Below are 25,815 nucleotides of genomic sequence, written 5' to 3' on the forward strand. Positions count from 1 at the left end.
AATCACTCCGCAGCCACCCGCAACGGGGCCACGAGATGATCAAGCGAATCCGCGTACCAGTCAACAAACTGGGTCACGCCGCTTTCCTGCACGGGCGAATAGGGACCGGGCGAGTAAGCGGGCGAGGCAAGACCTTCCTGCGTTGCCTCGACGATGGTGCGATCCTCGTCGTTGGTTTCAATCCACACTTCGGTCAGGTGCTTCAGATCGTAGTCCACGCCCTCGACCGCGTCCTTGTGCACCAGCCACGTCGTGGTCAGCTCGGTCTCGGTCGCGCTGATCGGCGTCACGCGGAAGGTGATGGAATGATCCGGCAGGAAGTGGTTCCACGTCGATGGATAGTGGAACAGCATCAGCGTGCCTGCATCGGGCAGCGAGACGCGGCCCAGCGGCTTGCGTGCGGCCGCCGGGACGCCATCCTTGGTGTAGCTGAGGAACTTGCCTTCGAGCGGCATGCGGGCAATGCGGTACTGGCCATCATCCGACATCAGCCACTGCGACGGAGAACCAGCGGCGTTGCAGCGATCGAAATGCGCCTGCAGCCGCGCCGGTACGGAGCCGTCGGGATTGGCCCCGGCCACGTCCGGATCGGACGAGAACGACTGCGACAGCGCCGGGTGGTTCGACGCGCAATGATAGCATTCGCGGTTGTTTTCCCACACCAGCTTCCAGTTGCCGCGCTCGACGCTGGTCGTGGTCAGCGCAACCTTCGCATCGCGCAGGTCGTGCACGTTCAGGTACGGCCCGACATGGTTGGCGAAGGTATCGAAATCATCCGGATTTTCCGCCAGCGAGATGTACAGCAGGCCCTGCAGGTCGCGGATGGGCACCGGCTTCAAGCCCCACTTGGAGGCATCAAAATCGGGGCCCATGTCGTTCGCCCACATCAGGCGACCGTCGAGTTCATAAGTCCACTGGTGGTACGGGCACACCAGCTTGGCGACCTGGCCTTCGCGCGATTTGCACACCAGCGAGCCGCGATGGCGGCAGGCGTTGTGGAATGCCCGGATCTCGCCATCGGTGCCGCGCACGATGATCAAGCTGTAGGCTCCCACCTTCATGGTGACGTAGCTGCCCGACTTGGTCAGCTGGCAGGCCGGAATGGCATAGAGCCAGTCGCGGTAATAGATGTTCTCCAGATCCGCCTGATAGATTTCTTCCGAGGTATAGAACGGCTGTTCGAGGCTGTAGCCCGAACGGCGGCGGGCAAGCAGTTCGGGAAGCGACGGGCTGGATGCGGGCATGATCGGTCTCGCATGTTACGGAGGTGAACTGGCATTATTCATGATCGCAGCCGCCCCCTTTGACAACTGCACCAAAATTCAAGATGACTTAGCTGAGCTAATGCCAAACGCGCCGAGGATGCCTGCCGATGCTGCGCCCTTATGACCTGTCTTCGATGACCGCGCTGCTGGCATTCGAAGCGGCGGCGCGCCATGGCAGCTTCAAGCTGGCGGCGCGGGAGCTGAACGTCACCGCCGCCGCGATCAGCCACCAGATCAAGGCGTTGGAAGCTGATCTGGGCCGCGATCTGTTCCGTCGCCAGCATCGCGGAGTGGAACTGACCGACCAGGGCAAGTCGCTGTTGCTGGCCTTGCAGCGCGGGCTGGAAACGATTTCGGACGGGGTCACCCAGGCACGATCGCGGCCGGATACTGCCGACGTGACCATTTCCACCACCACTGCGGTCAGCGCGCTGTGGCTGACCCCGCGCATCACTGCGTTCTGGCGCACGCAACCCGATATCACCGTATCGCAGATCGTGTCCGACGTTCCGGCGGGCGTCGGGCGCACCGACTTGTCCATCTTCTATGCCGATCGCCGGTCCGACACGGCGGACGACCGCCAGCTGTTTCCCGATCGCATTCTGGCGCTGGGGGCACCGGGGTTTGCACTGGAAAACCACATCGGCAAGCTGGAGGACCTGCTGGCGGCGCCGCTGATCCATTCGGGCGAGGAAGCGGCGGGATGGACGACGTGGAGCGACTGGTTTGCCGGACTGGGCCTGCCCGCGCCGCGCGGCCGGCGATTCAACGTCAATAACTACATGATCGCGCTGCAGGCCGCCCAAGACGGTGTGGGCGCGGTGCTGGGCTGGGAGCGGCTGGTGCATGGGTTGCTGGCTGATCGCAAGCTGGTGCCGCTGTTCACCGATGCAATTCCCGCACCCCAGCCGTTTCACCTGCGCGTGCATAGCCATGCCTCGCCCAAGGCGCGGCTGTTGGCGGACTGGCTGGTGCAGCAGGCTTGACGCGCGAATTTGGGCTCAGGCGCGGCTGTGCTGCGCGACAAGCCAATCGCGCACCTGCCGCGCCACCGGCGAAAGCGGAACGTCGCGCAGCCAGGTGACGTAGAGGTTTTGCCCGGTGCGATAGCTGTGCTCAGTCACCCGGACAAGCACCCCCCTGGCCACTAATCCTTCGATCAGATGGTGCCAGCCGAGCGCAATGCCTTGCCCTTCAATCACCGACTGGATCACCAGGACATATTCGTTGATCTGGAGCCCGGTCGGCACGCGGCGCGATTCCACGCCCACCGAATGGAACCATTCCGCCCAGGTGGGCGCGACGCGGAAGGGTTCCTCAAGGTGGATCAGGCTCCGAGTCAGCAGGTCTTCGGCATCGCGCGGCGCCGTATGCTGGGCGAGATAGGCCGGCCCGCAGACCGGATAAATTTCCTCCTCCGCAAGCATCTGCCGGTCCAGGTTCGCCCATTCGGCTGGCCAGTCATCGGGATCGCCCGCGCGCACGGCTAGCGGTATGCCCTCCCCTTCGATGTTGAGGTCGCGATCCGATGTCTGGATGCGCAAGTCGATATCCGGCATTTCCTCTCGAAACGCCTTCATACGCGGCACCATCCAGTAGGCAGCATAGGCGGTGGAACACAACAGGGTGACGTGTCCGATTGCAGCTGCCCGGAGGTTCTGCGCCGAGCGGTGGATGTGCGACAGACCCAGCGACACGTCTGCATGGAATGTCTGGCCGGCCTCGCTCAACCGGACGCGGCGATATTCGCGAAGGAACAGCGTCAGTCCCAGCTGCTCTTCAAGCCGCGCGATGGCGTAGGACGCGGCAGCCTGAGTCATCCCCAGTTCGCGCGCGGCTGCGCTGAAACTGGACAGGCGACCGGCCGCCTCGAACACCACGAGGTTGTTCAGCGAAGGTAGCAGATGGCGAAGGTTTGCCATAAAGGCAGCTTATCAAATTAATGAGGATTTTCCAGCGTTACATGGGAGTTTTATCAATCATAATCGGGCGGTGCCTTATGAGATGGACATGGGCACGGATGCTGCGGGGTCCGTCTCGCGGTGTCCGCTAAATGCGACATGCATCAGGGAGAACACCGTGGACGCCACCACACTCGGTCGGCTGGACGACCGCCTGCGCGCCAAACGCGAGACCTTCAACCGCATTCCCGTAATCGACATCGGCCCGTTGCTGGACGGCAGCGACAAGCAGGGCGTGGCCCGCCAGATACGCTGGGCGCTGTCCAACGTCGGCTTCATGTACATCCGCAACCATGCCGTAGCGCAGGACCTTATCGACGCCATGTTCAGCGCGGGTCGTAATTTCTTCGCACTGCCGCTCGAGGAAAAGATGAAGGTGCACGTCAGCACTTCAGGCATGACCCTGCGCGGCTATATCGAATTGTTCGGCGAAAACACTAACCCCGGCAAGACGCTGGACTACAAGGAAGTCTTCGACCTCGGGCCGGAATGCGCGGAGGCGGAAAGCCCCTTTTTCGGTCCCAATCCGTGGCCGGCCGGGCATGATCGGTTCCGCAAGGTCGCCTATGATTACCATGAAACCATGGTCATGCTGGCGCGCACCATGCTGCGCGGAATCGCGCTCAGCCTCGACCTTGAGGAAACCTTCTTTGAAGGGCTGATGCGCAAGCCGATCAGTATCCAGCGCCTTCTGTATTATCCGCCACAGGCCGGCCAGATTCGCGAGGACATCATCGGCGTCGGCGCGCACTCCGACTACGGCAACATGACCATTTTGGCCCAAGACAACGTCGGCGGCCTGCAGGTGATGAACCGCGACGGCGACTGGATCGAAGCGACCCCGATTCCGGGCACTTTCGTCATCAACATCGGCGACTTGATCCAAAAGCTGACCAACGACCTCTATATCGCGAATCTGCACCGCGTGATTAACATATCGGGCCGGGAGCGCTATTCGATCCCATTCTTCATCGATGCTGATTACGACGCGGTCATCGAGCCACTGCCTTCGTGCGTGAGCGAAAGCAACCCGGCACGCTATGAGCCGGTGACCTGCGGCGCGTACAAGTTCGCCAGGTTCAAGGCGACCTACCCCCACCTTGCCGATCCGATAGCCTGACCAAAAACGGCGCGCCCTTCGCGGGGCGCGCCCAGTCAGCGGCGATAATCCTCTAGCACGTCGCCCAGAGCTGCCTTCAGCGGATCGAGCCACTGCTCGAACGGCTTCCACGCCTCCAAACCTTTGGTATTGATCGGCTGGCGCACCTGTTCGGAACTGGCGGTGCGCACCACGCGCTGCGTCTTGTGAAAGGCGAGGCACGCATCCTCGAACGGCAGGCCCAGATACGCGAGGATGCGGTGCACCTGCGCCTCGGTATCGGCGACCACATCCTCGTACTGCACGTGCAGGATCTGGCCGGGCAGCACTTCGTGCCAGTGGCGCATCAGGTGCACGTAATCGTGGTAATATCGGCCCACCTGCTCCAGCCCGTAGGTGAACTCCTGCCCTTCGGCGAAGAGCTGCTTGAAGCCCGAGAAGCAGCAATCCATCGGCGCGCGGCGGGCATCGATGATCTTCGCGTTGGGCAGCATCAGCTTGATCAGGCCGATGTGGCGAAAGTTGTTGGGCATCTTGTCGATGAAGAACGGCGCGCCTTGCCGGAACATGGCGGTGTCTTCAATATACTTGCGGCCAAAGCTCTCCAGCTGCTCCGCATCCAGATCGTGCAGCACGGCGGGATAGGCGGATTCGTCGTCATCGCGGTGCTGGCGGCGCAGGCGGTGGGCAAGCGACAGGACATTGGGCAGTTCCAGCGTGCCATCGACTTGGCTGTGGCTGGCGATGATCTGTTCAAGCAGGGTGGACCCGGCACGCGGCAGGCCAAGGATGAAGATCGGATCGGGCGCGGCGTGGCCCATGCCCGCCTTCTTCGCAAACAGGTCCGGCGTGCACACCCTGGCCTGCGCCGCCAGTTCCGCGCTCATTTCGGCGGCGCTGTAGCGCGACAGCACGCGCTTGAGCGTGTTGCCCTTTTCATAGAAGCGGAACGCCGCGGCGTAATCCTTGCGGTCCTCGAAAGCCTTGCCGAGCGAAAAGCACACCTGCACGCGCGCGTTGTAGCTCAGCCGGTCAGAGGCTTCCTCGCGCAGCATCAGCTGCTCTTCATCCTCGGTGAAGCGATAGGTTTTCAGGTTGGCGAGGCCGAACCAGGCGTCGCCGAAACCGGGCTCGCTGCGATAGGCGCCGCGATAGGATTCCACCGCGTCCTCATGCCGACCGAATGTCTTGAGGGCGTGCCCGCGCGAGGTCAGCGTGGCGGGATCGCCCGGCAGCCGCTCCAGCACTTGATCGAACAGCGCAAACGCGCGTTCGAAGTCGTTGTTGTGCATGGATTCGATGGCGAGGTGCGACTGGAACGCCGGGTTCTCCGGGTCCTTGGCATGCAGGATCTTCGCCTGTGCCAGCGCGGCTTCATAGCGTTGCTGGCGGCGCAGCACCTGGATGTAATCGAACCGCGCGCGGATATGGTCGGGATCGAACGCCAGCGCGCTGTCGAGCAGGAAGGCGGCTTCGTCCAGCACGTTCATGCGCTGGCCCACATCGGCCAGCACGCGCATCGCCTCGACATGCGTGGGATTGCGCTGCAGGAACGCGCGAACCAGCGTTTCGCCCTTGTTGAGCCGTCCTTCGTGGATGTGGTTCATCGCCGCGACGACTTCGCGGGGCAGCGATTCCAGCCATTCGGCCTGCAACGCGGTCTGCCGCGCCTCTGCGTGCACGCCGAAGTGGCCGAGGATTTCGGCCTGCCGTCGCCAGCTGGCCGCCAGCGTCGGATTGAACTGGGTGGCGCGGCGATAGGCGACGAGCGCCTTTTGCGGATCGCGCTGCGCCAGACGGACGTGGCCTTCTTCCTGATAGGCACGGCCGTATTCGGGTTCGACCGCACGCAGCTTGTCCAGCCAGCCCAGCGCATCATCCAGCGCGCCGAGATATCGCGCGCAGACCGCCTTGATATATAACGCCTCGCCCAGCCGGGGCGTTTCGGCAAGGATCGGATCGAGCGCGGCCATAGCCTGGACAAAGGCGCCTTGGCGCACCATGTCGCGGACCGGCGCCAGCACGTCGTCGGTATCGGCAGGCGGGGAAGTTTCGGACGTCACTGGGAGCAACCCTGTATGATGCAAGAAGCGCCCCGCCCGAAAGAAGGCGGGGCGCTTCTTGTTGTGGCCTAACCGGGTTCCGATTGCCATCGGAACCCGATCATGTTGCCCTTACTACTGCTTGAAGCTTAGGCGCAGACCAATGGTGCGCGGACGCAGCGGAACCTGACGGATCGGTCCATTCAGCGCAGTGGCCGAGAGTGGACCATGCGAACCGTTTAAGTTTTCGACAAAGATGTCGAGTCCCCAATGGTCAGCAACCAAGCCGGCGCTGAAGTCAACCTTCTGCCAGCTCGCAACCTTCGTCGCAGTGAACTCCAAGATGTCGCTGCGCGATGAGCCTGCATGGGTGAACTGCGGCATAACGAAACCCTTAAGGCCGTCTGACAACCCGAATTCATAACGCGCGCGAATGTTGCCTTGGAACTTCGGGGCGAAGGCCAAAGGCTTTCCGGCAACTACGTCGTTCGTAGGCAACAAGACCTTCGTAATCTTGCTGTTCAGGAACGAGGCTGCACCTGCAATCGTTAGACCGGGTATAGAACGCGGCGCGACAATGAAGTCGCTCTCAAGCCCATACACTCTTGCATTTGCGGCGTTAGCCGAGAAGAACAAATTGGTGATGTTTGGGTCGTAAATGGTGGTCTGCAGGTTACGGATGCGGTCGTAGAATATGCTGCCATTGAACTGAAACTGGTTGTCGGCCAGGTTTGTTTTCCAGCCGAGTTCATAGTTCGTGAGTTCATCGGTATCGACTACGAACGGTACTGTGAACGTACCGTTCGTGCGGCCACCCGGACGGTTGAGCAGACCGGGACGATATCCTTCGGAGTAGGTCATATAGACCATCACATCGTCCGTAGGCTTGTAGCTCAGGTTCGCCTTCACGATTGCGCCCTTAGTACGAGCCTTGGTAGGCGCACGCAGGGCATTGTAAACAGCCAGTGCTCGGTTGCGATTGCCAGTTACAGCCTGGATTTGATCGACAGTCTGGCTAAGCGTAAAGATCGTGCCCAGCGCGGCACCGCAGGTCTGATTGTATCGTAGCTTGCCATCACCATCGAAGATGTCGGACAGGTTTGCGCCGAAAGCATCCTTGTCGACTGAGCCACCGCCAGTGCAGAATGAAGAATCTGCACTTCCAGCCAGACCAACCTTGACGTCGTAATAGCGTGCGCCGGCTGTGAAGGTCAGTTTATCCGGGATGAGGTCGTAGCTGGCCTCTCCAAAAACACCCCACTGCTTATCGGTTCTGCGAACGTCGTTTCGGAAAAGCACATCTGCAGGAAACGGACCCGGATCTGAGAAATAGCCCTTGGGGTTCGTGTTGCTGGTAGCTGGCCGGTTAGGAGCAAAACCAAGGCCACCGAAATGGTTGGCGAACTTGTTACCTGGATAGGCAAAGTCGTTACGTTCGTCGAGGCGGAGATCCGACTGGAACGCACCTGCTGTGACACGGAAGCGGTTTTCCTTCGGCGTCGTGACGCGGAATTCATTCGTGAAAGTCCGAGTCTTGGAGTTCGAGGTTACATAAGCGTTTGGAGCCTGGCATGTGCCGAACGGCACGCCTGCTGTGCCACCGTAAGACGCATTGTATCCAGGATAGCTCACCGTCGAGTCGCAGATGTAGTAAGGGAAGTACTGCGCGGAAAACAGGTAATCGGCGTAATCGATACGTTGCTTTGTTTTACGCTGGGTGAAAGCGCCGGTGTACACCAATTCAAGTGCACCGATACGGCCGTTGATTGTCCAGTTTACGTTGTCGAAATCGTCGTCGAGCCGATCTTTGTCAAAGCGGGCGATCTTGTATTCACCCAGATTAGGATCATCGAAGAACACGCCATCTGAGTTGATCCACTGCTTCATATAACCAACATTGACATCCCAATCGGGGCCGAGCTCGGCCTTCGCACCGGCTCGAAAGCCGGCGTAATTGGAGTCGTTGATGTTGTTTTCGACCAGTGCAGCATTGTCAGCCGCGATCAAGTTCACCCGCGACAGATCGGCATTGGGCTGAAGGCCCTGCTGAAGAGGATTGACGATCGTCCCGTTTGGACGTCGCGCACCCGCCGGTACGAAGCGCGCAGACTTTGCCACGGTTTGGGTGGCACGCACATTATCGATATAGCCACCACGCTGGTCATAGAAACCAATCACGCGAAGCGCAGCATGGTCGCCCACCGGAACGTTAACGCCGCCTTCGATCTTGTAGCTCGCTTTGCCGCCTTCCGTGGTGGAAACGCCGCCATTGGCGAACATTTCGTAACGGCCTATCTTTGGCTTGTTCGTGATTAGGCGAACAGTGCCGGCTTGCGAGCTAGCGCCAAAGAGTGTGCCTTGCGGACCTGCAAGAACTTCGATGCGCTCAAGGTCAGTGGCGTAGACGTCTAGGTTGCGGCCAGGCTGCGACAGTGGCTGCTCGTCAAGATATAGTGCAACGTTCGGCGCAAGGCCTGCCACGCCTGCAGTAAGAAGATTGGGCGTGGTTGATGCTACGCCTCGGATGTAGATAGTCGACTGGCCGGGGCCGCCACCGCCTGAAGTGACGCTCGGCATTTGCGTGAGATAATCAGTGAACTGTTCAACGCGAAGTTGCTTTAGCTGCTCCGATCCCATCGCCTGAACCGTAACGGGAATATCTTGCGCGTTTTCAGCTCGCTTCGTCGCGGTAACGACGATTTCGGCAACTTGCGCTTGAGCTGGCGTTTGGACCCCAAGCGTGATCGCGGCTACCGACACACCTGTTAATAATTTCCTCATCGAAACCTCCCAGTTTCACTCAAGATTGGCTGTTTGACGTTCCCGCAGCGGAGGCTAACGACCGAATTTGCGCGGTCAAATGCACTCCGTCAGCATTAGCAATATTTATTGTCTACATGACGTCCGGGTCGTTTTGGCTTTAGCATGCAAGCGGAAATCTCCGCCTAAATGTCTTTGGTTAAACGAAGGGCATCAAAGATCGCTGCGTGCGTATTGCGCGCTGCAACTGCATCACCGATGCGGAACAGCTGAAACTTTCCTGCAGGATTGCGCGTCACTGTCTGCGGCCTGCCATTCACGAGATCGTCGTATGACACTTCACCCAGGTTGGACGACATGGGCCGTAATTCGAAGTAGACATCGTCCAACGGGAGTGTTCCGTGATTTACCACAATCTGATCGAAGGCGCGCTGCTCCTTTACACCGCCGTAATCACTGCCGATAGTCGCCAGCAGTTCATTGCCCTGCCGTTCAACTTCTTCCAAGCGATAAGTAACGGTGAAAATTGTGTTAAGTTTTTGAAGAGAGCGCATGTAAGGCACGAGATTCATTGCCATTACCTCAGGCGCAAAACTTCGGTCAGGCGTCATGATTTCTACGCTTGCACCAGATTTCGCGATGATTTCGGCGGCCTGCAGACCGGCATGGTCCCCCGCGTCATCATATACGAGCACGTTGGATCCAGGCCGAACGTCACCCGACAAAATATCCCAGCTCGAAACAACCAGGTCATTACCGTTGCTGAGCACGGCCGTGTCGGGAAGACCTCCAGTTGCAACGATCGCGACGTCGGGCTGCTCTTCCATCACTATTTCAGCATCTGCCCAGCAATTGTATCGAATGCGCACACCCAAGCGCTCACACTGATCAAGACGCCAATCGATGATCGAGATCATCTCGCGCCGCCGCTCGCTTTGCGCGGTCAGGCGGATCTGCCCGCCGGCGCGCTCGGCCGCTTCCATCACGACCACTTCGTGACCGCGCTCACCGGCCACGCGCGCCGCTTCGAGGCCGGCTGGCCCCGCACCGATGATCACCACCTTCTTGCGCACGTCCGCCTTGGGGATATCGTGCGGCATCGTCTCTTCGCGTCCGCTGGCGGCGTTGTGGATGCAGAACGCCAGGCCACCCTGATAGATGCGGTCGAGGCAGTAGTTGGCGCCGACGCAGGGGCGGATTTCGTCCTCGCGCCCTTGCACGATCTTGCGCACGATATGCGGGTCGGTCATGTGCGCGCGGGTCATGCCGACCATGTCGAGCAGGCCCGATGCGATGGCATGGCGCGCGGTGGCGACGTCGGGAATCTTGGCAGCGTGAAACGTCGGCATCCCGGTGCCGGCGCGGATCTGGCCGGCGAAATCCAGATGCGGTGAATTGGCCATGCCCTGAATCGGGATCACGTCGGTCAGCCCGGCATCGGTATCGATGTGCCCGCGCACGACGTTGAGGAAATCGACCATGCCGCTGTCTTTCAGGCGGCGCGAAATCTCCAGCCCGTCCTCGGCGGACAGGCCGCCTTCCAGCATCTCGTCCCCGGTGTAGCGCATCCCCACGATGAAGTCCGGCCCTACGCGCTTGCGGACTTCGGTGAGGATGTCGAACGTAAAGCGCAGCCGATTGTCGAGGCTGCCGCCATATGGCCCATCGAGATCGTTGGTCAGCGGCGACCAGAACTGGTCCATCAGGTGGCCATAGGCCATAATCTCCACACCATCCATGCCGCCCGCCTTCATGCGCTCGGCCGCGTCGGCATAGTCCTGGATGATCCGGGCGATGTCCCAGTCTTCCATCTTCTTGGGAAACGCGCGGTGCGCTGCCTCGCGCTTGTGCGAGGGCGAGACGACCGGCAGCCAGTCCGCCTTGTCCCAACGCGTGCGGCGGCCGAGGTGCGTCAGTTGGATCATGATTGCCGAGCCCTGCTCGTGCACCGCGTCGGTCAGTTCCTTCGTCCATTTCACCACCTCGTCCTTCCAGACGAGGATGTTGTTGAACACCGGCGGACTGTCGCGCGAAACGGCCGAAGACCCGGCAGTCATGGTCAGCGCCACGCCGCCCTTGGCGCGCTCCACGTGATAGGCGCGATAGCGGCCCTTGGGCATCCCGTCCTCGGGGTATGCCGGTTCGTGCGAGGTCAGGATGATCCGGTTGCGCAGCGTCAGATGCTTGAGCTGGTAGGGCTGCAAAAGGGGATCAGACGACGACATCAACAGGCTCCACGAGAATCTTCTGTGACAGAAGCTGCGCAAAATGTTCACCTATGTCAAGAATGAGTTCATCACTGAACACTGCATTGACACATGTGACCGTTAATTTCAGGGTGAAGCCATGACCGAGACTCCGACCCAAGGCTGGCGCGGATCGCCCGAACTCTGGCTCGATGCGGCGCAAGAGGCGCTGCTCGATTCCGGCGTGGAAGCGGTAAAGATCCAGCCGCTGGCGCAGAAGCTGAACCTGTCGCGCACCAGCTTCTACTGGTTCTTCAAGAACCGCGAGGAACTGCTCGACGCGCTGCTGACCCGCTGGCGCGACAAGAACACCGGCAACCTGGTGCAGCGTGCCGGCGCCTATGCCGACACGGTGGCCGAGGCGATGCTCAACGTCATGGACTTGTGGCTGGACCCGGCGCTGTTCGATTCGCGCTTCGAACTCGCGGTGCGTAGCTGGGCCATGCAATCGGCCGATGTGCTGGCCGAAGTGCACAAGGCCGATGCCGAGCGCATCGCCGCGCTGACCGAAATGCAAACCCGCTTTGGCGAAGACGGCCCCCATGCCGACGTGCGCGCCCGCACGATCTACCTGACGCAGATGGGCTATATCTCGATGCAGACGAAGGAAGACCTGACCACCCGTCTTGAGCGCATGGCGCTGTATGTCGAGGTGTTTACCGGCCACTATCCGGAGCCGCGCGAACTCGCCCGGTTCCACGCCCGCCACGGGTACACCCCGGCATGAGCGCGACGCTGGGCATCATCGGTGGCGGCGGCTGGCTGGGCGGCGCCATCGCCCGCGCCGCGCTGGACAAGGGCGTGATCGCGCCCGACCGGCTAACGCTGTCATGGCGCAGCCGCCCGCCCGAGGGCTTTGCCGGGGTGATGCTGACGCAGGACAACCGCGCCTTGTGCGACAGCGCCGATGTGCTGCTGCTATCGGTGCGGCCAGAGGATTGGCCCGCCGTGGCCCAGCCCGCGCCGGGCAAGCTGGTGCTGTCAGCGATGGCCGGGGTGGACATGGCCACGCTGGCGGAGCGCCACCAGACCACGCGCGTCATCCGCGCCCTGCCCAACGCGGCGGCCGAAGTCGGCGCGTCCTACACCCCGCTGGTCGCTTCGCCCGGCGCGACGGAGGCCGATCGCGCCTATGCCCGCGCGCTGTTCGGCGCGTGCGGTGCGGTGGACGAACTGGCCGAGGAAGCGCAGCTCGATTACCTCTCGGGCCTTACCGGCACCGGGCCAGCGTATCCCGCGCTGATGGCCATGGCCATGGTCGCAGACGCCACCGCGCGCGGCATTCCCGAAGCGGTCGCCCTGCGCGCGGTCAACATGCTGTTCGTCGGCACCGGCCGCCTGATCGAGAAGGACGAACCCGATCCCGCCGCCACGGTGGAAACCTTCATGGCCTATCGCGGGGTCACCGCTGCAGGCCTTTCCGCGATGCAGGGCAACGGCTTGGCCGAGGCGGTGCGCATCGGCCTGTCCGCCGCCCTCGCCCGTACCCATGCCATGCACGCCGCTGCCAATTCCTGATCCGGGGACGTCCATGACCGCCCAGTTTCCGCGCCTGTTTTCACCGGTCGCCATGCGCGGCCATACCTTGCGCAACCGCATCGTCTTTGGCGCGCACACCGCTAACATGGCGCAAGGCGGGATGCCCGGCGAACAGCATGTCGCCTATTACGCGGAACGCGCCATGGGCGGCGCAGGCATGATCGTGGTCGAACCCATGCCTGTCCACGCTGCCACGGTGCTGACGCGCGGCAACTTCCGCCATGCCGATGACGCCGTGATCCCCCATTTCCGCAATGTGACGGACGCGATCCGCAGCAACGGCGCCGTCGCCATCCAGCAGCTTTACCATGTCGGCCCGCACGGCGATTCAGACCTGTCGTTCCATTCGCACTGGTCGCCATCGGGCACGCCCAGCTATCACGACAGCGACGGCAGCCACGCCATGACCGAGGCGGAAATCCTCGAAACCATCGACGGCTTCGTCGCCGCCGCGCGCCGCTGCAAGGAGGCGGGATTCCAGGGCGTGGAAGTATGGGCCGCCTATCTCGGCCTGGTCGACCAGTTCTGGACCCCGTGGACCAACCGCCGCGAAGACCAATGGGGCGGCAGCCTCAAAAACCGCACCCGCTTTTCGCGCACGATCCTGTCGCGCATCCGCGAAGCCTGCGGGGACGATTTCATCGTCGGCCTGGCCATCAGCGACCAGCCCGGCGCGCAGGTCGCGCTCACGCGCGAGGAGCATGTCGAGATCGTGGGCCTACACGATGACCTTGGTCTGATCGACTATGTCACCTGCGGTTCGGGCGGATATGTCGATTATCCCGCGCTGATGCCCACGTTCCTGTTGGCGGAAAAACTGGGCGCGGACCTTGCCACGCAGATCCGGCAGCGGGTGAAGACTGCGCTGATCACCGCCGAAAGCCACATCCGCACCCCCGAAAACGCCGAGACCGTGCTGGGCGAAGGCGCCGCCGACCTCGTGTCCATCGTGCGCGGCCAGATCGCCGACCCGCACCTTGCGCGCAAGGCGGAGGAAGGCCGTCCAGACGACATCCGCCCCTGCCTGTCGTGCAACCAGATGTGCTGGGGCCGCCGCTCGCGCGATTACTGGATCAGCTGCGTGGTCAATCCATCGGTCGGGCGCGAATGGGAATGGGGCGGTGATCGCTTCAGCCCCGCCCCCGCGCCGCTCACCGTGCTGGTCGTCGGCGCGGGGCCTGCGGGGCTTGAGGCCGCACGCGCCGCCGCAGAGCGCGGCCACAGCGTCATCGTTGCCGAGGCGGCAGATCGCATCGGAGGCGCCTTCCGTCTTGCCGGGCTGCAACCGCGCCGCGCGCAGATCCTCGACCTGCTCGACTGGTACGAACGCCAGCTTGCGGCACTGGGCGTGGACCTGCGGCTGAATGCCCCGCTCGATGCCGAAGAAATCGCCGCCATCGCCGCGGATCGGGTGATCCTTGCCACCGGCTCGCTCTCCCCCGAAACCGGCTTTCAAAAGGCCCTGCCTGCGCAAGAGCGCCTGCCCGGCATGGCCCAGGGCAACGTGTTCACCGTCGAACAGGTCATGTCGCGCGAAGCCCGCCCCGGCCATCGCGTGCTGGTGCTGGACGAGGCGGGCCATTGGCGCGGCGCAGGCACGGCGTGGAAACTGGCGGAGGATGGCCACGCGGTCACCGTCCTTACCCCCGATGCCTTCGTCGGCAAGGAGCTTGCCCGCACCACCGCCGATCTGCCCCTGCGGGCGCGGCTGCGCCAGCTGGGCGCGGACTGGCGAACCGAAGTCAGCGTCGCGGAATGGCACGGCGATGGCGCCACCATCGTCGACCACACCACCGGCGCACGCAGCCGCATCGATGCCGACAGCCTGGTGCTCGCCACCACCAACATCGCAGCGGACTGTCTGGCCGGCGAACTGGCGGCGATGGGCATCGCCTTCACAGCAATCGGTGATTGCGCAGCGCCGCGTCTGGTCCCCTTCGCCATTCACGAAGGCCGTCGCGCGGGGATGGCACTATGACGTCCACCTATGCGACCGACGATATCCGCGCGCTGGCCATGGCTGCGTGGCGCGCGCGGGGTGGCAGCGAGGCGATGGGCCGCTCGCTGGTGGTGGCAAGCCTTGCTGCCAATGGCAGTGGCCGCGCCGCAGTGGGCCTCGCGCACTTCGTAGATTACCTCGATGCGCTGATCGGCGGGCGGATCGATGGGCAGGCGGAGCCGGCGATTGAACAGCCCCTGCCCGCCGCGATCCGCTGCGATGCGCGCCACGGGATCGCCCAATACGGATTCGACCTTGCGCTGGATCGGCTCGTGGCCGCGGCGCACGGCTGCGGCATCGCGGTGTTCACGCTGCGCAACAGCTATACGGCGGGCGAAATCGCCTATTTCGTACGCAGCCTTGCAACGCACGGGCTGATCGGGTTCGCCTGCGCCAATTCCCACGCCATGATGGCCGCCGCGCCCGGAGGCGCGCCGGTCTATGGCACCAATCCCCTTGCCTTCGCCGTGCCCCGGCCCACACCGCGCCCGCCGCTCGTGTTCGATCAGGCGACCAGCGCCACCGCGTTTCTCAACATCGCCCGTGCCGTGCAGCGCGACGAGGCCATTCCCGCGGGCTGGGCCGCCGGGCCCGATGGCGCCATCACCACCGATCCGGCGCAAGCGGTGCTCGGCGCGCTCCTGCCCTTTGGCGGGACCAAAGGCGCCAATATCGCGTTGATGGTCGAACTGTTGGGCGCCGGTCTTTCGGGCGGGCAGTGGTCGCTGGACGCCGGACATTTCCGCGAAGGCAAGGCGCCGCCCGATATCGGCCTGACCGTGATCGCGCTTTCACCGGCCTTGGCGCCGGCTATCGCCGATGCTGACATGCTCGCTCGCGTCGATGCCCAGCTCGATCGTCTGGCTGCGGGCGGGGTTCACATTCCCGGAGCCGGCGCCGCGCAGGCCCTGCCCGCCATGATCGCTGTGGACGATGCGGTGCTCGCCGCAATCCGCGCCCATGCGCAAGGACCTGATTAGGTCGGCTTACGCTTGCTATTATTCATTCCGATGGAGCTACATCGGCATTCCCAATCACGGACCTGATCACCTAACTGTCCCCGCCTCATTTCGAAGGCACAATGGGGGTCCCGGCACATGGCACTGATCAAGGCTGATTTCGTTCTCCTGCTATCCTGCGTGGATCGCAAGGGGCTGGTTTCGGCCATCGCCAACTGCATCACCAGTCAGGATTGCAACATCGTCCAGAACGCGCAGTTTGGCGATGCCACAACCGGCCGGTTCTTCATGCGCCTGTCGTTCGCCGCGCCCGAAGGGATGACGGTGGATCGGTTCAGCGCCGCGTTCAAGCCGGTTGCCGCAGCTTATGACATCGATTGGCAGGTGCACGATCTCTCCGTGAAGCAGCGCGCGCTGATCATGGTCAGTCAGGGCGGCCACTGCCTCAACGACCTGCTCTATCGCACCTCCACCGGCTACCTGCCGATGGAAGTGACCAGCGTCGTGTCCAACCACACGAAGTGGAAGCGCCGCTGCGATCACGAAGGCATCCCGTTCCACCACTTGCCGGTAACGCCGGAAAACAAGGCGGAACAGGAAGCGGCGCTGCTGGCGCTGATCGATGAACAGCAGGTCGATGTCATCATCCTCGCCCGCTACATGCAGGTCCTGTCGGACGAGATCTGCAAGCGTCTCGAAGGGCGCGTGATCAACATCCACCACAGCTTCCTGCCGGGCTTCAAGGGCGCCAAACCCTATCACCGTGCCTATGATCGCGGGGTGAAGATGGTCGGCGCCACCGCGCATTATGTTACCTCAGACCTCGACGAAGGGCCCATCATCGCGCAGGACGTGTCCTGCGTGGACCATGCCGATACGGTCGAAGACCTGATCGCGCAGGGCCAGGAGAATGAAAGCCGTGTGCTGACCCGCGCGGTTAAGGCCCATTGCGAGCATCGCGTGATGCTCAACAACCTCAGGACTGTCGTATTCAAATGAGTGAAAGCGCGCTTCTTGCCGATCTCGACGTGCTCGGCATTGCATCGCAATGCCACGAACATTCCGCCGTCTTTACGGTGGAGGAAAGCGCCGACCTGCACGCCGCGATTGCCGGGCTGCACACCAAGAACCTGTTCCTCAAGGATGCCGGCGGCCAGTTCTGGCTCGTCACCGTGCGGCACGACCTGCGCGTTGACCTGAAGGCACTGGCCAGCGTCGTCGGATCGAAGAAGCTGTCCTTCGGCAAGCCGGAGGACATGGAAGCCCTGCTCGGCATCACACCCGGCGCGGTCACCCCGCTTGCCGCCATCAACGATACCGCCGGCGCGGTGCGCGTCGTGCTCGATCGCGCGCTGGCCGCTGCGGCCACCGTCAACGTCCACCCCTTGCGCAACACGGCAACGCTCGGTCTATCCGGCGCGGACCTGTGCACGGCGCTCCGGCATTGGGGCCATGACCCCATGCTGGCAGACATTCCGGAGCGAACGTGACCATCAGTCTCCTCGATCTGTTCAAGGTCGGCATCGGCCCGTCCAGCTCGCACACCGTCGGGCCGATGGTGGCGGGCCGCCGCTTCGGCCTGCGGCTTGAGGATCTGGGCCTGCTGGCGCGGACCGCGCATGTCGAGGTGGACCTGTATGGTTCGCTTGCCCTCACCGGCAAGGGGCACGCCACCGACACCGCAGTCATCCTCGGCCTTGCAGGTGAGCAACCGGCGACGGTGGATGTGGATGCCGCACCGGGCATCATCGCCGCGTTGGGCGAAACGCGCACGCTGGGCCTGCTCGGACGCCAGCCGGTCGCCTTCGATCCGGCGCAGGACATCCACTTCCGCCAGCGCGAGCGCCAGCCCTATCACAGCAACGCGATGGCGATTTCGGCCTTTGACGCTGGCGGTGAACTGCTCGAACGCCGTTTCTACTATTCCATCGGCGGCGGGTTCATCCTCGATGAAGAGGAAGCCGCGCGCAACGCGCCTGAAGAGGACGCGGCAGAGATCCCCTATCCCTTCGCCTCGGGCGCGGAGCTGATCGCCATCGGGGATCGCACCGGCCTGTCCATCGCCGACATCATGCTGGCCAACGAAGTCACCATGCGCCCGCTGGAGGAAGTCAACGCTGCGCTCGATCGCGTGGCCGATACCATGAACGCCGCGATCGATCGCGGCTGCCGCCAGACGGGCGTGCTGCCCGGTCGCATGGGCGTAAAGCGCCGCGCCGCCCGCCTGGCGCAGGAGCTGGCCGAACGCCAGCAGATGGCGCTGGCCGAACCCCTCGCCGCGCTCGACTGGATCAACCTGTGGGCGATGGCGGTGAACGAGGAAAACGCCGCCGGTGGCCGCGTCGTCACCGCGCCCACCAATGGTGCCGCAGGCATCATCCCGGCGGTCATGCGCTATCACCAGCGCTGCTATCGCGGCGATCGCCACGCCCACCGCGTGTTCCTGCTCACCGCCGCCGCCATCGGCGTGCTGTACAAACGCAACGCCTCGATCTCCGGCGCAGAAGTCGGCTGCCAGGGTGAAGTGGGGGTGGCCTGTTCCATGGCCGCCGCCGGCCTCACCGCCGTGCTCGGCGGCACCAATCACCAGATCGAGAACGCCGCCGAAATCGGCATGGAGCACAACCTCGGCCTCACCTGCGATCCCGTGGGCGGGCTGGTGCAGGTGCCCTGCATCGAACGCAACGCGATGGGCGCGGTCAAGGCGATCGACGCCTCGCGCCTTGCCATGCTGGGCGATGGCAGCCACGTGGTCAGCCTCGACAAGGTGATCGAAACGATGCGCCAGACCGGCCTCGACATGCGCGACAAGTACAAGGAAACCTCGCAAGGGGGCCTGGCCGTCAACGTCGTCGAATGCTGACACCCAGAAGCGAAAACAAGAACGCCCGCGTGTTCCGAAAAACACGCAGGCGCCCGCATTGACGGTTCAGGTGGAACTGTTCAGCCGTGCGCCGCTTCGCAAAGCGCCTGCCACAGCCACGGCGCAAAGCTGCGCCAGACCTCGATATGGAACCGCGTCTCGCTGTCACGGCGAAGCACGATCTCGACCGTCTCGAAAACGGTCCGCGTGCCCCGGCCCACGGCAAAGGCTTCCATGTCCAGCGGGCAGCCCGCCATGATCGTTTCGACAGCGCGCGGCCCTTCGATCACGATGCCGACAGCGCGCGAGCTGACGTCAACGACGCTGACCGCCCGCCCCTCGCCCAGCGGCACGCTGTCAGCCGCCCCCAGCAGCGCGTAGTATTCATCGGGGCCGATCTGGATCACCCCGCTCGCATCCTGCCCGATCCTTTCGGGCAGCGTGCGGCCGATCACCCCGGCCAGTTCCGCCGCATCGCGCGCACGCAGCGCATAGCGGCGCATCGCCGGAGCGGGCGCGATCGTCACGCCGTCATAGCTCGACCCTTGCGCCGGCAGCGGCGAAGCGGTCATCATAACATCAGCCATCGAGGCGCTCCCCCTTGGGATCGAAGAACACGGTTCCGCTCACCTTCGCGGTCAAAGTCTGGCCAGGCATAGGGATGTAGACCGTCTGGCCCATCATATCGTGCCCACCGGCCACCAGCGCCAGCGCGATGGAGCGGCCCAGCGTGGCGCTCCAGTAAGAAGACGTCACATGCCCCAGCATCTTCATCGGCACGGGCTGGTTCGGATCGGCCACGATCTGCGCACCTTCCTCCAGCACCACGTTGGGGTCATCGGTCAGCAGCCCGACCAGCTGCTTGCGTCCCGGGGCTACGATGTCGGGCCGCTGCAAAGATCGCCTGCCGACGAAATCTGGCTTCTTCTTGCCCACCGCCCATTCGATGCCGGCATCCTTGGGCGTCACCGTGCCGTCGGTATCCTGCCCGATGATGATGTAGCCCTTTTCCGCGCGCAGCACGTGCATCGTCTCGGTGCCATAGGGCGTGATCCCATGCGCCTTGCCAGCGGCAAAGATCGCTTCCCACACCGCGCGGCCATGTTCGGCCGGCACGTTGATTTCAAAGCCCAGCTCGCCGGTAAAGCTCACCCTGAACAGCCGCGTCTCGACGCCGCAGATCGAGCCGAAGCGCACCGCCATGTGGGGGAAGGCTTCGGGCGAAAGGTCGATGCCTTCCACCAGCGGCGCGATCACCTCGCGCGCCTTCGGCCCCTGCAGCGCGATGACAGACCACTGCTCCGTGGTGCTGGTCAGCCACACGTTCAGGTCCGGCCATTCGGTCTGGAGATAGTCTTCCATCATCGCCAGCACGCGCGCGGCCCCGCCGGTCGTGGTGGTGATGTGGAAGCGATCGTCCGCAATGCGCCCGGCCACGCCGTCGTCGGTGATGAACCCGTCCTCCTTCAGCAGCAGGCCATAACGGCACCGCCCGGGTTCCAGCTGCTTCCAGGGGTTCGTGTACATGCGGTTGAGGAACTCGGCCGCATCCGGCCCCACCACCTCGATCTTGCCGAGCGTAGAGGCATCGAATATGCCCACCGCGTTGCGCACGGCCAGACATTCGCGCTTGACCGCCGCGTGCATATCCTCGCCCGCCTTGGGAAAGTACCACGCGCGCCGCCACTGCGCGACCAGCTCGAACGCCGCGCCGTTGGCCTCGGCCCACCCGTCGATGGCGGTCTTGCGCGTCGGCTGGAACAGCGCATCCTTGTGATGCCCCGCCAGCGCGCCGAATGTTTGCGGCGTGTATGGCGGGCGGAACGTGGTCAGCCCGATCTGCGTCACCGGGCGATTCATCGCCGCCGAGGCCAGCTGCAACCCGTTGAGGTTCGATGTCTTGCCCTGATCGGTCGCCATGCCGTTGGTGGTATAGCGCTTGACGTGCTCGATGGACTTGAAGCCCTCGCGCACGGCCAGTCCAATGTCCTTGGCGGTCACATCGTTCTGGAAATCGACGAAGGCCTTGATCCGGCTAGTATCTTTCGGCGTCGGCAGGTGCGGGACCACCACGCCGGCGCCAAAGTTCCGCTTGCCCGAACAGGCGCCGGCACAGCGCACGTTCTCGTTGGGCTTGTCCGGCACGAACGCGCCAAGGCCCTCGTCCCCTTGCTGTGCGACCACAGGTGGATCGTCGGCGTCCAGCCGCCCGCCATCATCACCGCGTCGGCGGCAATCTTCTTGCGGCGTGCGCCGTCGTTCTGCGCAATCTCGATACCGGTCACGCCATGGCGGCCCGAAACGCCGATCACGCTCGATCCCAGATAGACCGGCAGGCCCAGCGAAATGGCTTCGGCAACCAGCGCCGAATCCACATTGTCGCGCACGTCGACGATGGCGGAGAATCCGGCTCCGGCCTTTGCCATGGCCAGGGCGTCCTTCCACCCGCTGTCGTGCGCCGCCATCACCGCGATCTTGCGGCCCACCGCCACGCCATAGCGGAACAGCCAGGTCCGCGCCGCCGATGCCAGCATCACCCCCGGCACGTCGTTGCCCTCGAACACCAGCGGGCGCTCAATCGCGCCTTGCGCCAGCACGACTTCTCCCGCACGGATGCGCCACAGCTTCTCCCGCGCGCCCTTGCCCGGCACCGCCTGGTCATCGGGTAGGTGCTCGGTCAGCCGCTCGACCGCGCCGATGAAGTTGTCGTGATAATATCCGAACGCGGTGCAACGGGTCAGGATGCGGACGTTGGGGGCCGCCTCCAGGTCCTTCACGCTGCGCTCCAGCCACGCCGCCAGCGCGGGGTCGGACAGCGCACCGCCGCCCAGTTCGTTCTGCTCGTCGATCAGGATCACGCGCTTGTTGGTGCCCGTCGCCTGCAACGCGGCGTCGATCCCCGCTGGACCCGCACCGATGATCAGCAGGTCGCAATGGGCATAGGTCGCGCCATAGACGTCCGGATCGATCTCGGTCGGGCTGTCACCCAGCCCCGCCATGCGGCGGATGACCGGTTCATAGACCTTGTCCCAGAACGAGCGCGGCCACATGAACGTCTTGTTGTAGAACCCGGCCGGGAAGAACATGCCCAGGCGATCGTTGATCGCGGTCACGTCGTTCTTCAGCGAAGGCCAGCGGTTCTGGCTGACGCATTCCAGCCCTTCGTAGATTTCCACCGTGGTCGCGCGCAGATTGGGCGTGAACCGGCCCGGCCCACGCGTCACCGAAATCAGCGCGTTGGCCTCTTCCACGCCAGCGCCCATCACCCCGCGCGGGCGGTGGTACTTGAACGAACGGCCAAACAGCGTGATGCCCTGCGCCAGCAGTGCCGAAGCGACGGTGTCGCCCGGATGGCCTTCATAGGTCTGCCCGTCGAAACGGAAGCGGATCTTCTGCGAACGGTCGGGCCGTCCCAGCCCTTCGATCCTGTAACCACTCATTTCCGGGGCTCGCCTGCCTTGTAGGTGGTTTCAAACTTGTCGGTCACGGTGTCGCGCACCGCGTTGAAAAAGCGCCCGCAGCCGTGGGTATGGCGCCAGCGCTCGTGGTGCCGTCCCTTGGTATTGCTGCGGATGAACAGATAGCTTTCCCACTGCTGATCGTTCAGATCGGCCGGCTGCACGGGGCGCGCAATGTGCGCCTCGCCGCCATAGACGAACTCCACCTCGGGACGGCGCTCCTCGCAATAGGGGCAATGGATCAAGATCATCGGTTTCCCCTTTGCTCAGTGGGCCACGGCGGCGGCGGCCGCCTCGTCGATCAGGCGTCCGGTGCGGAACCGGTCGAGGTTATACGGCGCGTTGATCCAGTGCGGCTCGTCCCTGGCGATGGTATAGGCCAGCAGGTCCGCCGCGCCCGGCGTCGCCTTGAAGCCGCCGGTGCCCCAGCCGCAATTGACGTACAGCCCACGGACCGGCGTCTTGCCGAGGATCGGCGAACGGTCCGGCGTGACGTCAACGATCCCGCCCCAGCTGCGCAGCATCCGCATTCGGCGAAAGATCGGGAAGATTTCGCAGATCGCGGCCAGCGTGTGCTCGATGATGTGCAGCGCACCCCGCTGCGAATAGCTGACATACTGGTCGGTGCCCGCGCCGATCACCAGCTCGCCCTTGTCGGACTGGCTCATGTATGCGTGCACCGTGTTGGACATCACCACGCACGGGAAGATCGGCTTGATCGGTTCGGAAACCAGCGCCTGCAACGGATAGCTTTCCAGTGGGAAGTCCAGCCCCGCCATCTTCATGATGACCGAGGTGTTGCCGGCCGCCGAAACGCCCACTTTCTTCGCGGCGATATAGCCCTTTTCCGTCTCCACGCCCTGAATCGCGCCATCGGGCCCGCGGCGGATGCCGGTCACGCCGCAGTTCTGGATGATGTCCACGCCCAGCGCGGCGGCGGCGCGGGCATACCCCCATGCCACCGTATCGTGCCGCGCGGTGCCGCCCCGGCGCTGCAGCGCCGCGCCCAGTACGGGGTGGCGGACATTGGGATCGATGCTCAGCGGCGGGCAGTATTCCTTGGCTTCCTCGGGCGTCAGCCATTCGTTGTCCACGCCGTTCAGGCGGTTGGCGTGGATGTGCCGCTTGAAGCTCTGCACGTCGTGGATGTTGTGCGCCAGCATCATCACGCCGCGCTTCGAATACATCGTGTTGTAGTTCAGCTCTTGGCTGAGCCCGTCCCACAGCTTCACCGCGTGGTCATACAGGTGCGCGGATTCGTCGTATAGGTAGTTGGACCGGATGATCGTGGTGTTGCGGCCCGTATTGCCGCCGCCGATCCAGCCCTTTTCGATGACGGCCACGTTGGTGATGCCGTACTTCTTTGCCAGGTAATACGCCGCGCCGAGGCCGTGGCCGCCACCACCGACGATGATCGCATCGTACTGCGCTTTGGGCGCGGCGTCGGGCCACTGTTCGGGCCAAGACTTGTGCCCGCCAAGCGCCTTGGTGAACAGGTTGATTGCGCTGAAACGGGTCATGCCACGCCCTCTGATGCCTTTTTCTGCGGGATATAGGTCACCAGCATCGTCGCGCCTTCGCGGGTGCCGGCGATGTGCGGCGTGCCCGCGAGGCGGACTAGGAAGTCTCCAGCGCCATAGTGCCGGTCGGCGTCGTAGAATTCGCCTTGGATCACGAAGATTTGCTCCAGATGGTCATGGCTGTGCGGCGGCGAATAGGCGCCCGGCTCCATCTTCATCACCACCGTGCGCAATCCGGTCGCGCCATCGTCCAGCACCGGGATCTCGAAGAACCCGGGCGCGCTCTGGCGCCAGTCGCCACCGGCGCGCACAAATGCCGTGCCTGATTGCGGTAGCGGGATCATGCCCGGGCTCGCACTGGCAAACGGATCGCTCATGCCATTCCTTCCGGTAATGATAGACCAGCGGGCAAATCCCGCCGGACGGTTGCAAAAGTCTTGTAAAAGCCCGTCCCAACCGCGTTTGCAGACCCTAATCCTGTCTGCAACCGCTTAACCTATCATTAGAAAGACTGATTCTAGGTAGCAGGAACCCCTATCGCTTCGGCGCGCCATCAGGCGTAACGCAGCCCCTCGTAGATCGGGAAGCGGGCGCACAAGTCCTGCACCCGCGCAAGGACAGACTGTTCGACTTGGGCATCACCGGATTCGCCGTTCTTGCGCAACCCGTCGACGACTTCAGCAATCAACCTGCCGATCTCGCGGAACTCCTCGACACCAAACCCGCGCGTCGTTCCGGCCGGGGTGCCAAGACGCACGCCCGACGTGATGAAGGGCTTCTCGGGGTCACCGGGAATGCCATTCTTGTTGCAGGTGATCCCGGCGCGGTCGAGCGCGTGTTCGGCGTGCTTGCCCTTGGCGCCGTAGGGCCGCAGGTCGACGAGCATGAGGTGATTGTCCGTGCCGCCCGACACAACGCCCAGCCCCTGTTCGATTAGGGTCTCGGCAAGAGCGCGGGCGTTCTCCTGCACGGCTGCGGCGTAGGCCGCGAATTCCGGCGTCATTGCCTCGGCAAAGGCGACGGCCTTGGCGGCGACGATGTGCATCAGTGGGCCACCCTGCAGCCCCGGGAACACCGCGCTGTTGATCTTCTTTGCGATCGCCTCGTCGTTGCTGAGGATTAGGCCGGAACGCGGACCACGCAGGGACTTGTGCGTGGTCGTCGTCGTCACGTGCGCGTGCGGCACCGGCGAGGGATGCACGCCGCCAGCCACCAGCCCCGAAAAGTGCGACATGTCGGCAAGGAGATAGGCCCCCACTTCGTCCGCAATTTCGCGAAAACGCGCGAAGTCCCAGAAGCGCGAATAGGCGGTGCCACCGCAGATGATCAGCTTGGGCCGACATTCGCGGGCGATCCGGGCCACTTCGTCCATGTCGATACGCTGATCATCGGGGCGCACGCCATAGGGCACGGGGTTGAACCACTTGCCACTCATGTTGACGGGCGAACCGTGCGTCAAATGGCCCCCAGAGTTGAGGTCGAGGCCCATGATGGTATCGCCGGGCTGCAGCAGCGCAAGGAATACGGCCTGGTTCATCTGGCTGCCCGAGTTGGGCTGCACGTTGGCAAAGGCTGCGCCGAACAACTGCTTGGCCCGATCGATGGCCAGCGCCTCGATCTCGTCGACATATTCGCAGCCACCATAATAGCGCTTGCCCGGGTAGCCTTCGGCGTACTTGTTAGTGAGGATCGAACCCGCTGCATCGAGCACAGCCTTCGAGCAGATGTTCTCCGATGCAATCAACTCGATACAGTCGCGCTGCCGGCCGAGTTCCTTGTCGATCAGTGCCGCGATGGCGGGATCGCGCCTGCCGATGTCGAGATCGAAAAAGCCGGTCGGGCGCGTGCCGCAGCGTTCAATCGTTGCCATTGCTAAGTTCCAATCAGTGTTGCGGGGGACGAGCCGGGATGAAGAGCTCCGCTCAAAGCTTGCCGGTCAGTTCCGGGACCAGCGTGAACAGGTCGCCGACGAGGCCGATGTCGGCCACCTGGAAGATCGGGGCGTCTTCGTCCTTGTTGATGGCGATGATGGTCTTGCTGTCCTTCATCCCGGCAAGGTGCTGGATCGCGCCCGAGATGCCGACGGCGATGTAGACTTCGGGTG

Annotated in this window: 22 protein-coding genes; 9 read left to right on the forward strand and 13 right to left on the reverse strand. The window is 63.5% G+C overall.

The window, feature by feature from the left end; genetic code table 11:
* Positions 1–2: 2 nt before the first annotated feature.
* Positions 3–1,244: an aromatic ring-hydroxylating dioxygenase subunit alpha gene (locus AX703_RS16855; protein WP_062345743.1), complete on the reverse strand. Its 1,242-nt coding sequence runs from the start codon at positions 1,242–1,244 to the stop codon at positions 3–5.
* A gap of 128 nt (positions 1,245–1,372) precedes the next feature.
* On the opposite strand from AX703_RS16855, the gene AX703_RS16860 reads away from it, so the two are divergent.
* Positions 1,373–2,251, forward strand: coding sequence for a LysR family transcriptional regulator (locus AX703_RS16860; RefSeq protein WP_062345744.1), 879 nt, complete (start codon positions 1,373–1,375; stop codon positions 2,249–2,251).
* A gap of 15 nt (positions 2,252–2,266) precedes the next feature.
* Here the strand turns inward: AX703_RS16860 and AX703_RS16865 are convergent, their stop codons facing one another.
* Positions 2,267–3,187 carry a LysR substrate-binding domain-containing protein gene (locus tag AX703_RS16865; protein WP_062345746.1) on the reverse strand — a complete coding sequence of 307 codons (921 nt, stop codon included), beginning with the start codon at positions 3,185–3,187 and terminating at the stop codon, positions 2,267–2,269.
* On the opposite strand from AX703_RS16865, the gene AX703_RS16870 reads away from it, so the two are divergent.
* Entirely contained in the window at positions 3,150–4,346 is a 1,197-nt protein-coding gene (locus AX703_RS16870) for an isopenicillin N synthase family oxygenase (protein WP_197423751.1), read from the forward strand. The genes AX703_RS16865 and AX703_RS16870 overlap by 38 nt on opposite strands.
* Before the next feature lie 35 nt (positions 4,347–4,381).
* On the opposite strand, the gene AX703_RS16875 is transcribed toward AX703_RS16870, so the two are convergent.
* The 3 genes from AX703_RS16875 to AX703_RS16885 all read right to left on the reverse strand — a co-directional run bounded on the left by AX703_RS16875 (position 4,382) and on the right by AX703_RS16885 (position 11,352).
* Positions 4,382–6,388 (reverse strand): sulfotransferase, encoded by a 2,007-nt coding sequence (locus AX703_RS16875; RefSeq protein WP_369821034.1) that lies wholly within the window; start codon positions 6,386–6,388, stop codon positions 4,382–4,384.
* 114 nt (positions 6,389–6,502) lie between these two features.
* On the reverse strand, positions 6,503–9,148 hold the full coding sequence (locus AX703_RS16880) for a TonB-dependent receptor (RefSeq protein WP_062345748.1): 2,646 nt from the start codon (positions 9,146–9,148) through the stop codon (positions 6,503–6,505).
* A gap of 164 nt (positions 9,149–9,312) precedes the next feature.
* Positions 9,313–11,352: an NADH:flavin oxidoreductase gene (locus AX703_RS16885; protein ID WP_062345750.1), complete on the reverse strand. Its 2,040-nt coding sequence runs from the start codon at positions 11,350–11,352 to the stop codon at positions 9,313–9,315.
* 121 nt (positions 11,353–11,473) lie between these two features.
* On the opposite strand from AX703_RS16885, the gene AX703_RS16890 reads away from it, so the two are divergent.
* From AX703_RS16890 to AX703_RS16920, 7 genes are all read left to right on the forward strand, one after another.
* Positions 11,474–12,100: a TetR/AcrR family transcriptional regulator gene (locus tag AX703_RS16890; RefSeq protein WP_062345752.1), complete on the forward strand. Its 627-nt coding sequence runs from the start codon at positions 11,474–11,476 to the stop codon at positions 12,098–12,100.
* Positions 12,097–12,891 (forward strand): pyrroline-5-carboxylate reductase, encoded by a 795-nt coding sequence (locus tag AX703_RS16895; protein ID WP_062345754.1) that lies wholly within the window; start codon positions 12,097–12,099, stop codon positions 12,889–12,891. The genes AX703_RS16890 and AX703_RS16895 overlap by 4 nt, the downstream gene beginning before the upstream one ends.
* Positions 12,892–12,904: 13 nt before the next feature.
* A complete protein-coding gene (locus AX703_RS16900) occupies positions 12,905–14,890 on the forward strand; it encodes an FAD-dependent oxidoreductase (protein WP_062345756.1) in 1,986 nt (661 codons plus the stop codon).
* A complete protein-coding gene (locus AX703_RS16905) occupies positions 14,887–15,891 on the forward strand; it encodes an Ldh family oxidoreductase (protein WP_062345758.1) in 1,005 nt (334 codons plus the stop codon). Before AX703_RS16900 ends, AX703_RS16905 begins: the two co-directional genes overlap by 4 nt.
* 117 nt (positions 15,892–16,008) lie before the next feature.
* Entirely contained in the window at positions 16,009–16,869 is an 861-nt protein-coding gene (gene purU, locus AX703_RS16910; RefSeq protein ID WP_062345760.1) for a formyltetrahydrofolate deformylase, read from the forward strand.
* Positions 16,866–17,360, forward strand: a complete 495-nt coding sequence (locus AX703_RS16915) for a prolyl-tRNA synthetase associated domain-containing protein (protein WP_062345762.1) — start codon at positions 16,866–16,868, stop codon at positions 17,358–17,360. The genes purU and AX703_RS16915 overlap by 4 nt, the downstream gene beginning before the upstream one ends.
* A complete protein-coding gene (locus AX703_RS16920) occupies positions 17,357–18,733 on the forward strand; it encodes an L-serine ammonia-lyase (RefSeq protein ID WP_062345764.1) in 1,377 nt (458 codons plus the stop codon). Before AX703_RS16915 ends, AX703_RS16920 begins: the two co-directional genes overlap by 4 nt.
* 80 nt (positions 18,734–18,813) lie before the next feature.
* Here the strand turns inward: AX703_RS16920 and AX703_RS16925 are convergent, their stop codons facing one another.
* From AX703_RS16925 to AX703_RS16955, 8 genes are all read right to left on the reverse strand, one after another.
* On the reverse strand, positions 18,814–19,320 hold the full coding sequence (locus AX703_RS16925) for a sarcosine oxidase subunit gamma (RefSeq protein ID WP_062345766.1): 507 nt from the start codon (positions 19,318–19,320) through the stop codon (positions 18,814–18,816).
* Positions 19,313–20,806, reverse strand: a complete 1,494-nt coding sequence (locus AX703_RS28440; protein WP_082734659.1) for a glycine cleavage T C-terminal barrel domain-containing protein — start codon at positions 20,804–20,806, stop codon at positions 19,313–19,315. The genes AX703_RS16925 and AX703_RS28440 overlap by 8 nt, the downstream gene beginning before the upstream one ends.
* Entirely contained in the window at positions 20,731–22,173 is a 1,443-nt protein-coding gene (locus AX703_RS28445; protein ID WP_082734660.1) for a 2Fe-2S iron-sulfur cluster-binding protein, read from the reverse strand. Before AX703_RS28445 ends, AX703_RS28440 begins: the two co-directional genes overlap by 76 nt.
* Positions 22,170–22,442 (reverse strand): sarcosine oxidase subunit delta, encoded by a 273-nt coding sequence (locus tag AX703_RS16935; RefSeq protein ID WP_062345768.1) that lies wholly within the window; start codon positions 22,440–22,442, stop codon positions 22,170–22,172. The genes AX703_RS28445 and AX703_RS16935 overlap by 4 nt, the downstream gene beginning before the upstream one ends.
* Before the next feature lie 15 nt (positions 22,443–22,457).
* The gene (locus tag AX703_RS16940; RefSeq protein ID WP_062345770.1) at positions 22,458–23,711 is read right to left on the reverse strand and encodes a sarcosine oxidase subunit beta family protein; all 1,254 of its coding nucleotides are present in this window, start codon (positions 23,709–23,711) and stop codon (positions 22,458–22,460) included.
* Positions 23,708–24,088, reverse strand: coding sequence for a cupin domain-containing protein (locus tag AX703_RS16945; RefSeq protein ID WP_062345772.1), 381 nt, complete (start codon positions 24,086–24,088; stop codon positions 23,708–23,710). The genes AX703_RS16940 and AX703_RS16945 overlap by 4 nt, the downstream gene beginning before the upstream one ends.
* A 176-nt stretch (positions 24,089–24,264) precedes the next feature.
* Positions 24,265–25,581, reverse strand: a complete 1,317-nt coding sequence (glyA, locus tag AX703_RS16950) for a serine hydroxymethyltransferase (protein ID WP_062345774.1) — start codon at positions 25,579–25,581, stop codon at positions 24,265–24,267.
* Between the two features lie 52 nt (positions 25,582–25,633).
* Positions 25,634–25,815, reverse strand: a 182-nt coding sequence (locus AX703_RS16955; protein WP_197423752.1) for an electron transfer flavoprotein subunit alpha/FixB family protein, incomplete at its 5' end; no start/stop codon positions are given.

This window comes from Novosphingobium sp. CCH12-A3 (assembly GCF_001556015.1).
GTDB lineage: Bacteria > Pseudomonadota > Alphaproteobacteria > Sphingomonadales > Sphingomonadaceae > Novosphingobium > Novosphingobium subterraneum.

Coding starts and splice junctions, on each gene's coding strand:
- AX703_RS16855 (WP_062345743.1), bottom strand. CDS start 1,244: ATGCCCGCATCCAGCCCGTCGCTTCCCGAACTGCTTGCCCGCCGCCGT.
- AX703_RS16880 (WP_062345748.1), bottom strand. CDS start 9,148: ATGAGGAAATTATTAACAGGTGTGTCGGTAGCCGCGATCACGCTTGGG.
- AX703_RS16890 (WP_062345752.1), top strand. CDS start 11,474: ATGACCGAGACTCCGACCCAAGGCTGGCGCGGATCGCCCGAACTCTGG.
- AX703_RS16895 (WP_062345754.1), top strand. CDS start 12,097: ATGAGCGCGACGCTGGGCATCATCGGTGGCGGCGGCTGGCTGGGCGGC.
- AX703_RS16905 (WP_062345758.1), top strand. CDS start 14,887: ATGACGTCCACCTATGCGACCGACGATATCCGCGCGCTGGCCATGGCT.
- AX703_RS16935 (WP_062345768.1), bottom strand. CDS start 22,442: ATGATCTTGATCCATTGCCCCTATTGCGAGGAGCGCCGTCCCGAGGTG.
- purU (WP_062345760.1), top strand. CDS start 16,009: ATGGCACTGATCAAGGCTGATTTCGTTCTCCTGCTATCCTGCGTGGAT.
- AX703_RS28445 (WP_082734660.1), bottom strand. CDS start 22,173: ATGAGTGGTTACAGGATCGAAGGGCTGGGACGGCCCGACCGTTCGCAG.
- AX703_RS16945 (WP_062345772.1), bottom strand. CDS start 24,088: ATGAGCGATCCGTTTGCCAGTGCGAGCCCGGGCATGATCCCGCTACCG.
- glyA (WP_062345774.1), bottom strand. CDS start 25,581: ATGGCAACGATTGAACGCTGCGGCACGCGCCCGACCGGCTTTTTCGAT.
- AX703_RS16865 (WP_062345746.1), bottom strand. CDS start 3,187: ATGGCAAACCTTCGCCATCTGCTACCTTCGCTGAACAACCTCGTGGTG.
- AX703_RS16925 (WP_062345766.1), bottom strand. CDS start 19,320: ATGGCTGATGTTATGATGACCGCTTCGCCGCTGCCGGCGCAAGGGTCG.
- AX703_RS16940 (WP_062345770.1), bottom strand. CDS start 23,711: ATGACCCGTTTCAGCGCAATCAACCTGTTCACCAAGGCGCTTGGCGGG.
- AX703_RS16860 (WP_062345744.1), top strand. CDS start 1,373: ATGCTGCGCCCTTATGACCTGTCTTCGATGACCGCGCTGCTGGCATTC.
- AX703_RS16915 (WP_062345762.1), top strand. CDS start 16,866: ATGAGTGAAAGCGCGCTTCTTGCCGATCTCGACGTGCTCGGCATTGCA.
- AX703_RS16885 (WP_062345750.1), bottom strand. CDS start 11,352: ATGTCGTCGTCTGATCCCCTTTTGCAGCCCTACCAGCTCAAGCATCTG.
- AX703_RS16900 (WP_062345756.1), top strand. CDS start 12,905: ATGACCGCCCAGTTTCCGCGCCTGTTTTCACCGGTCGCCATGCGCGGC.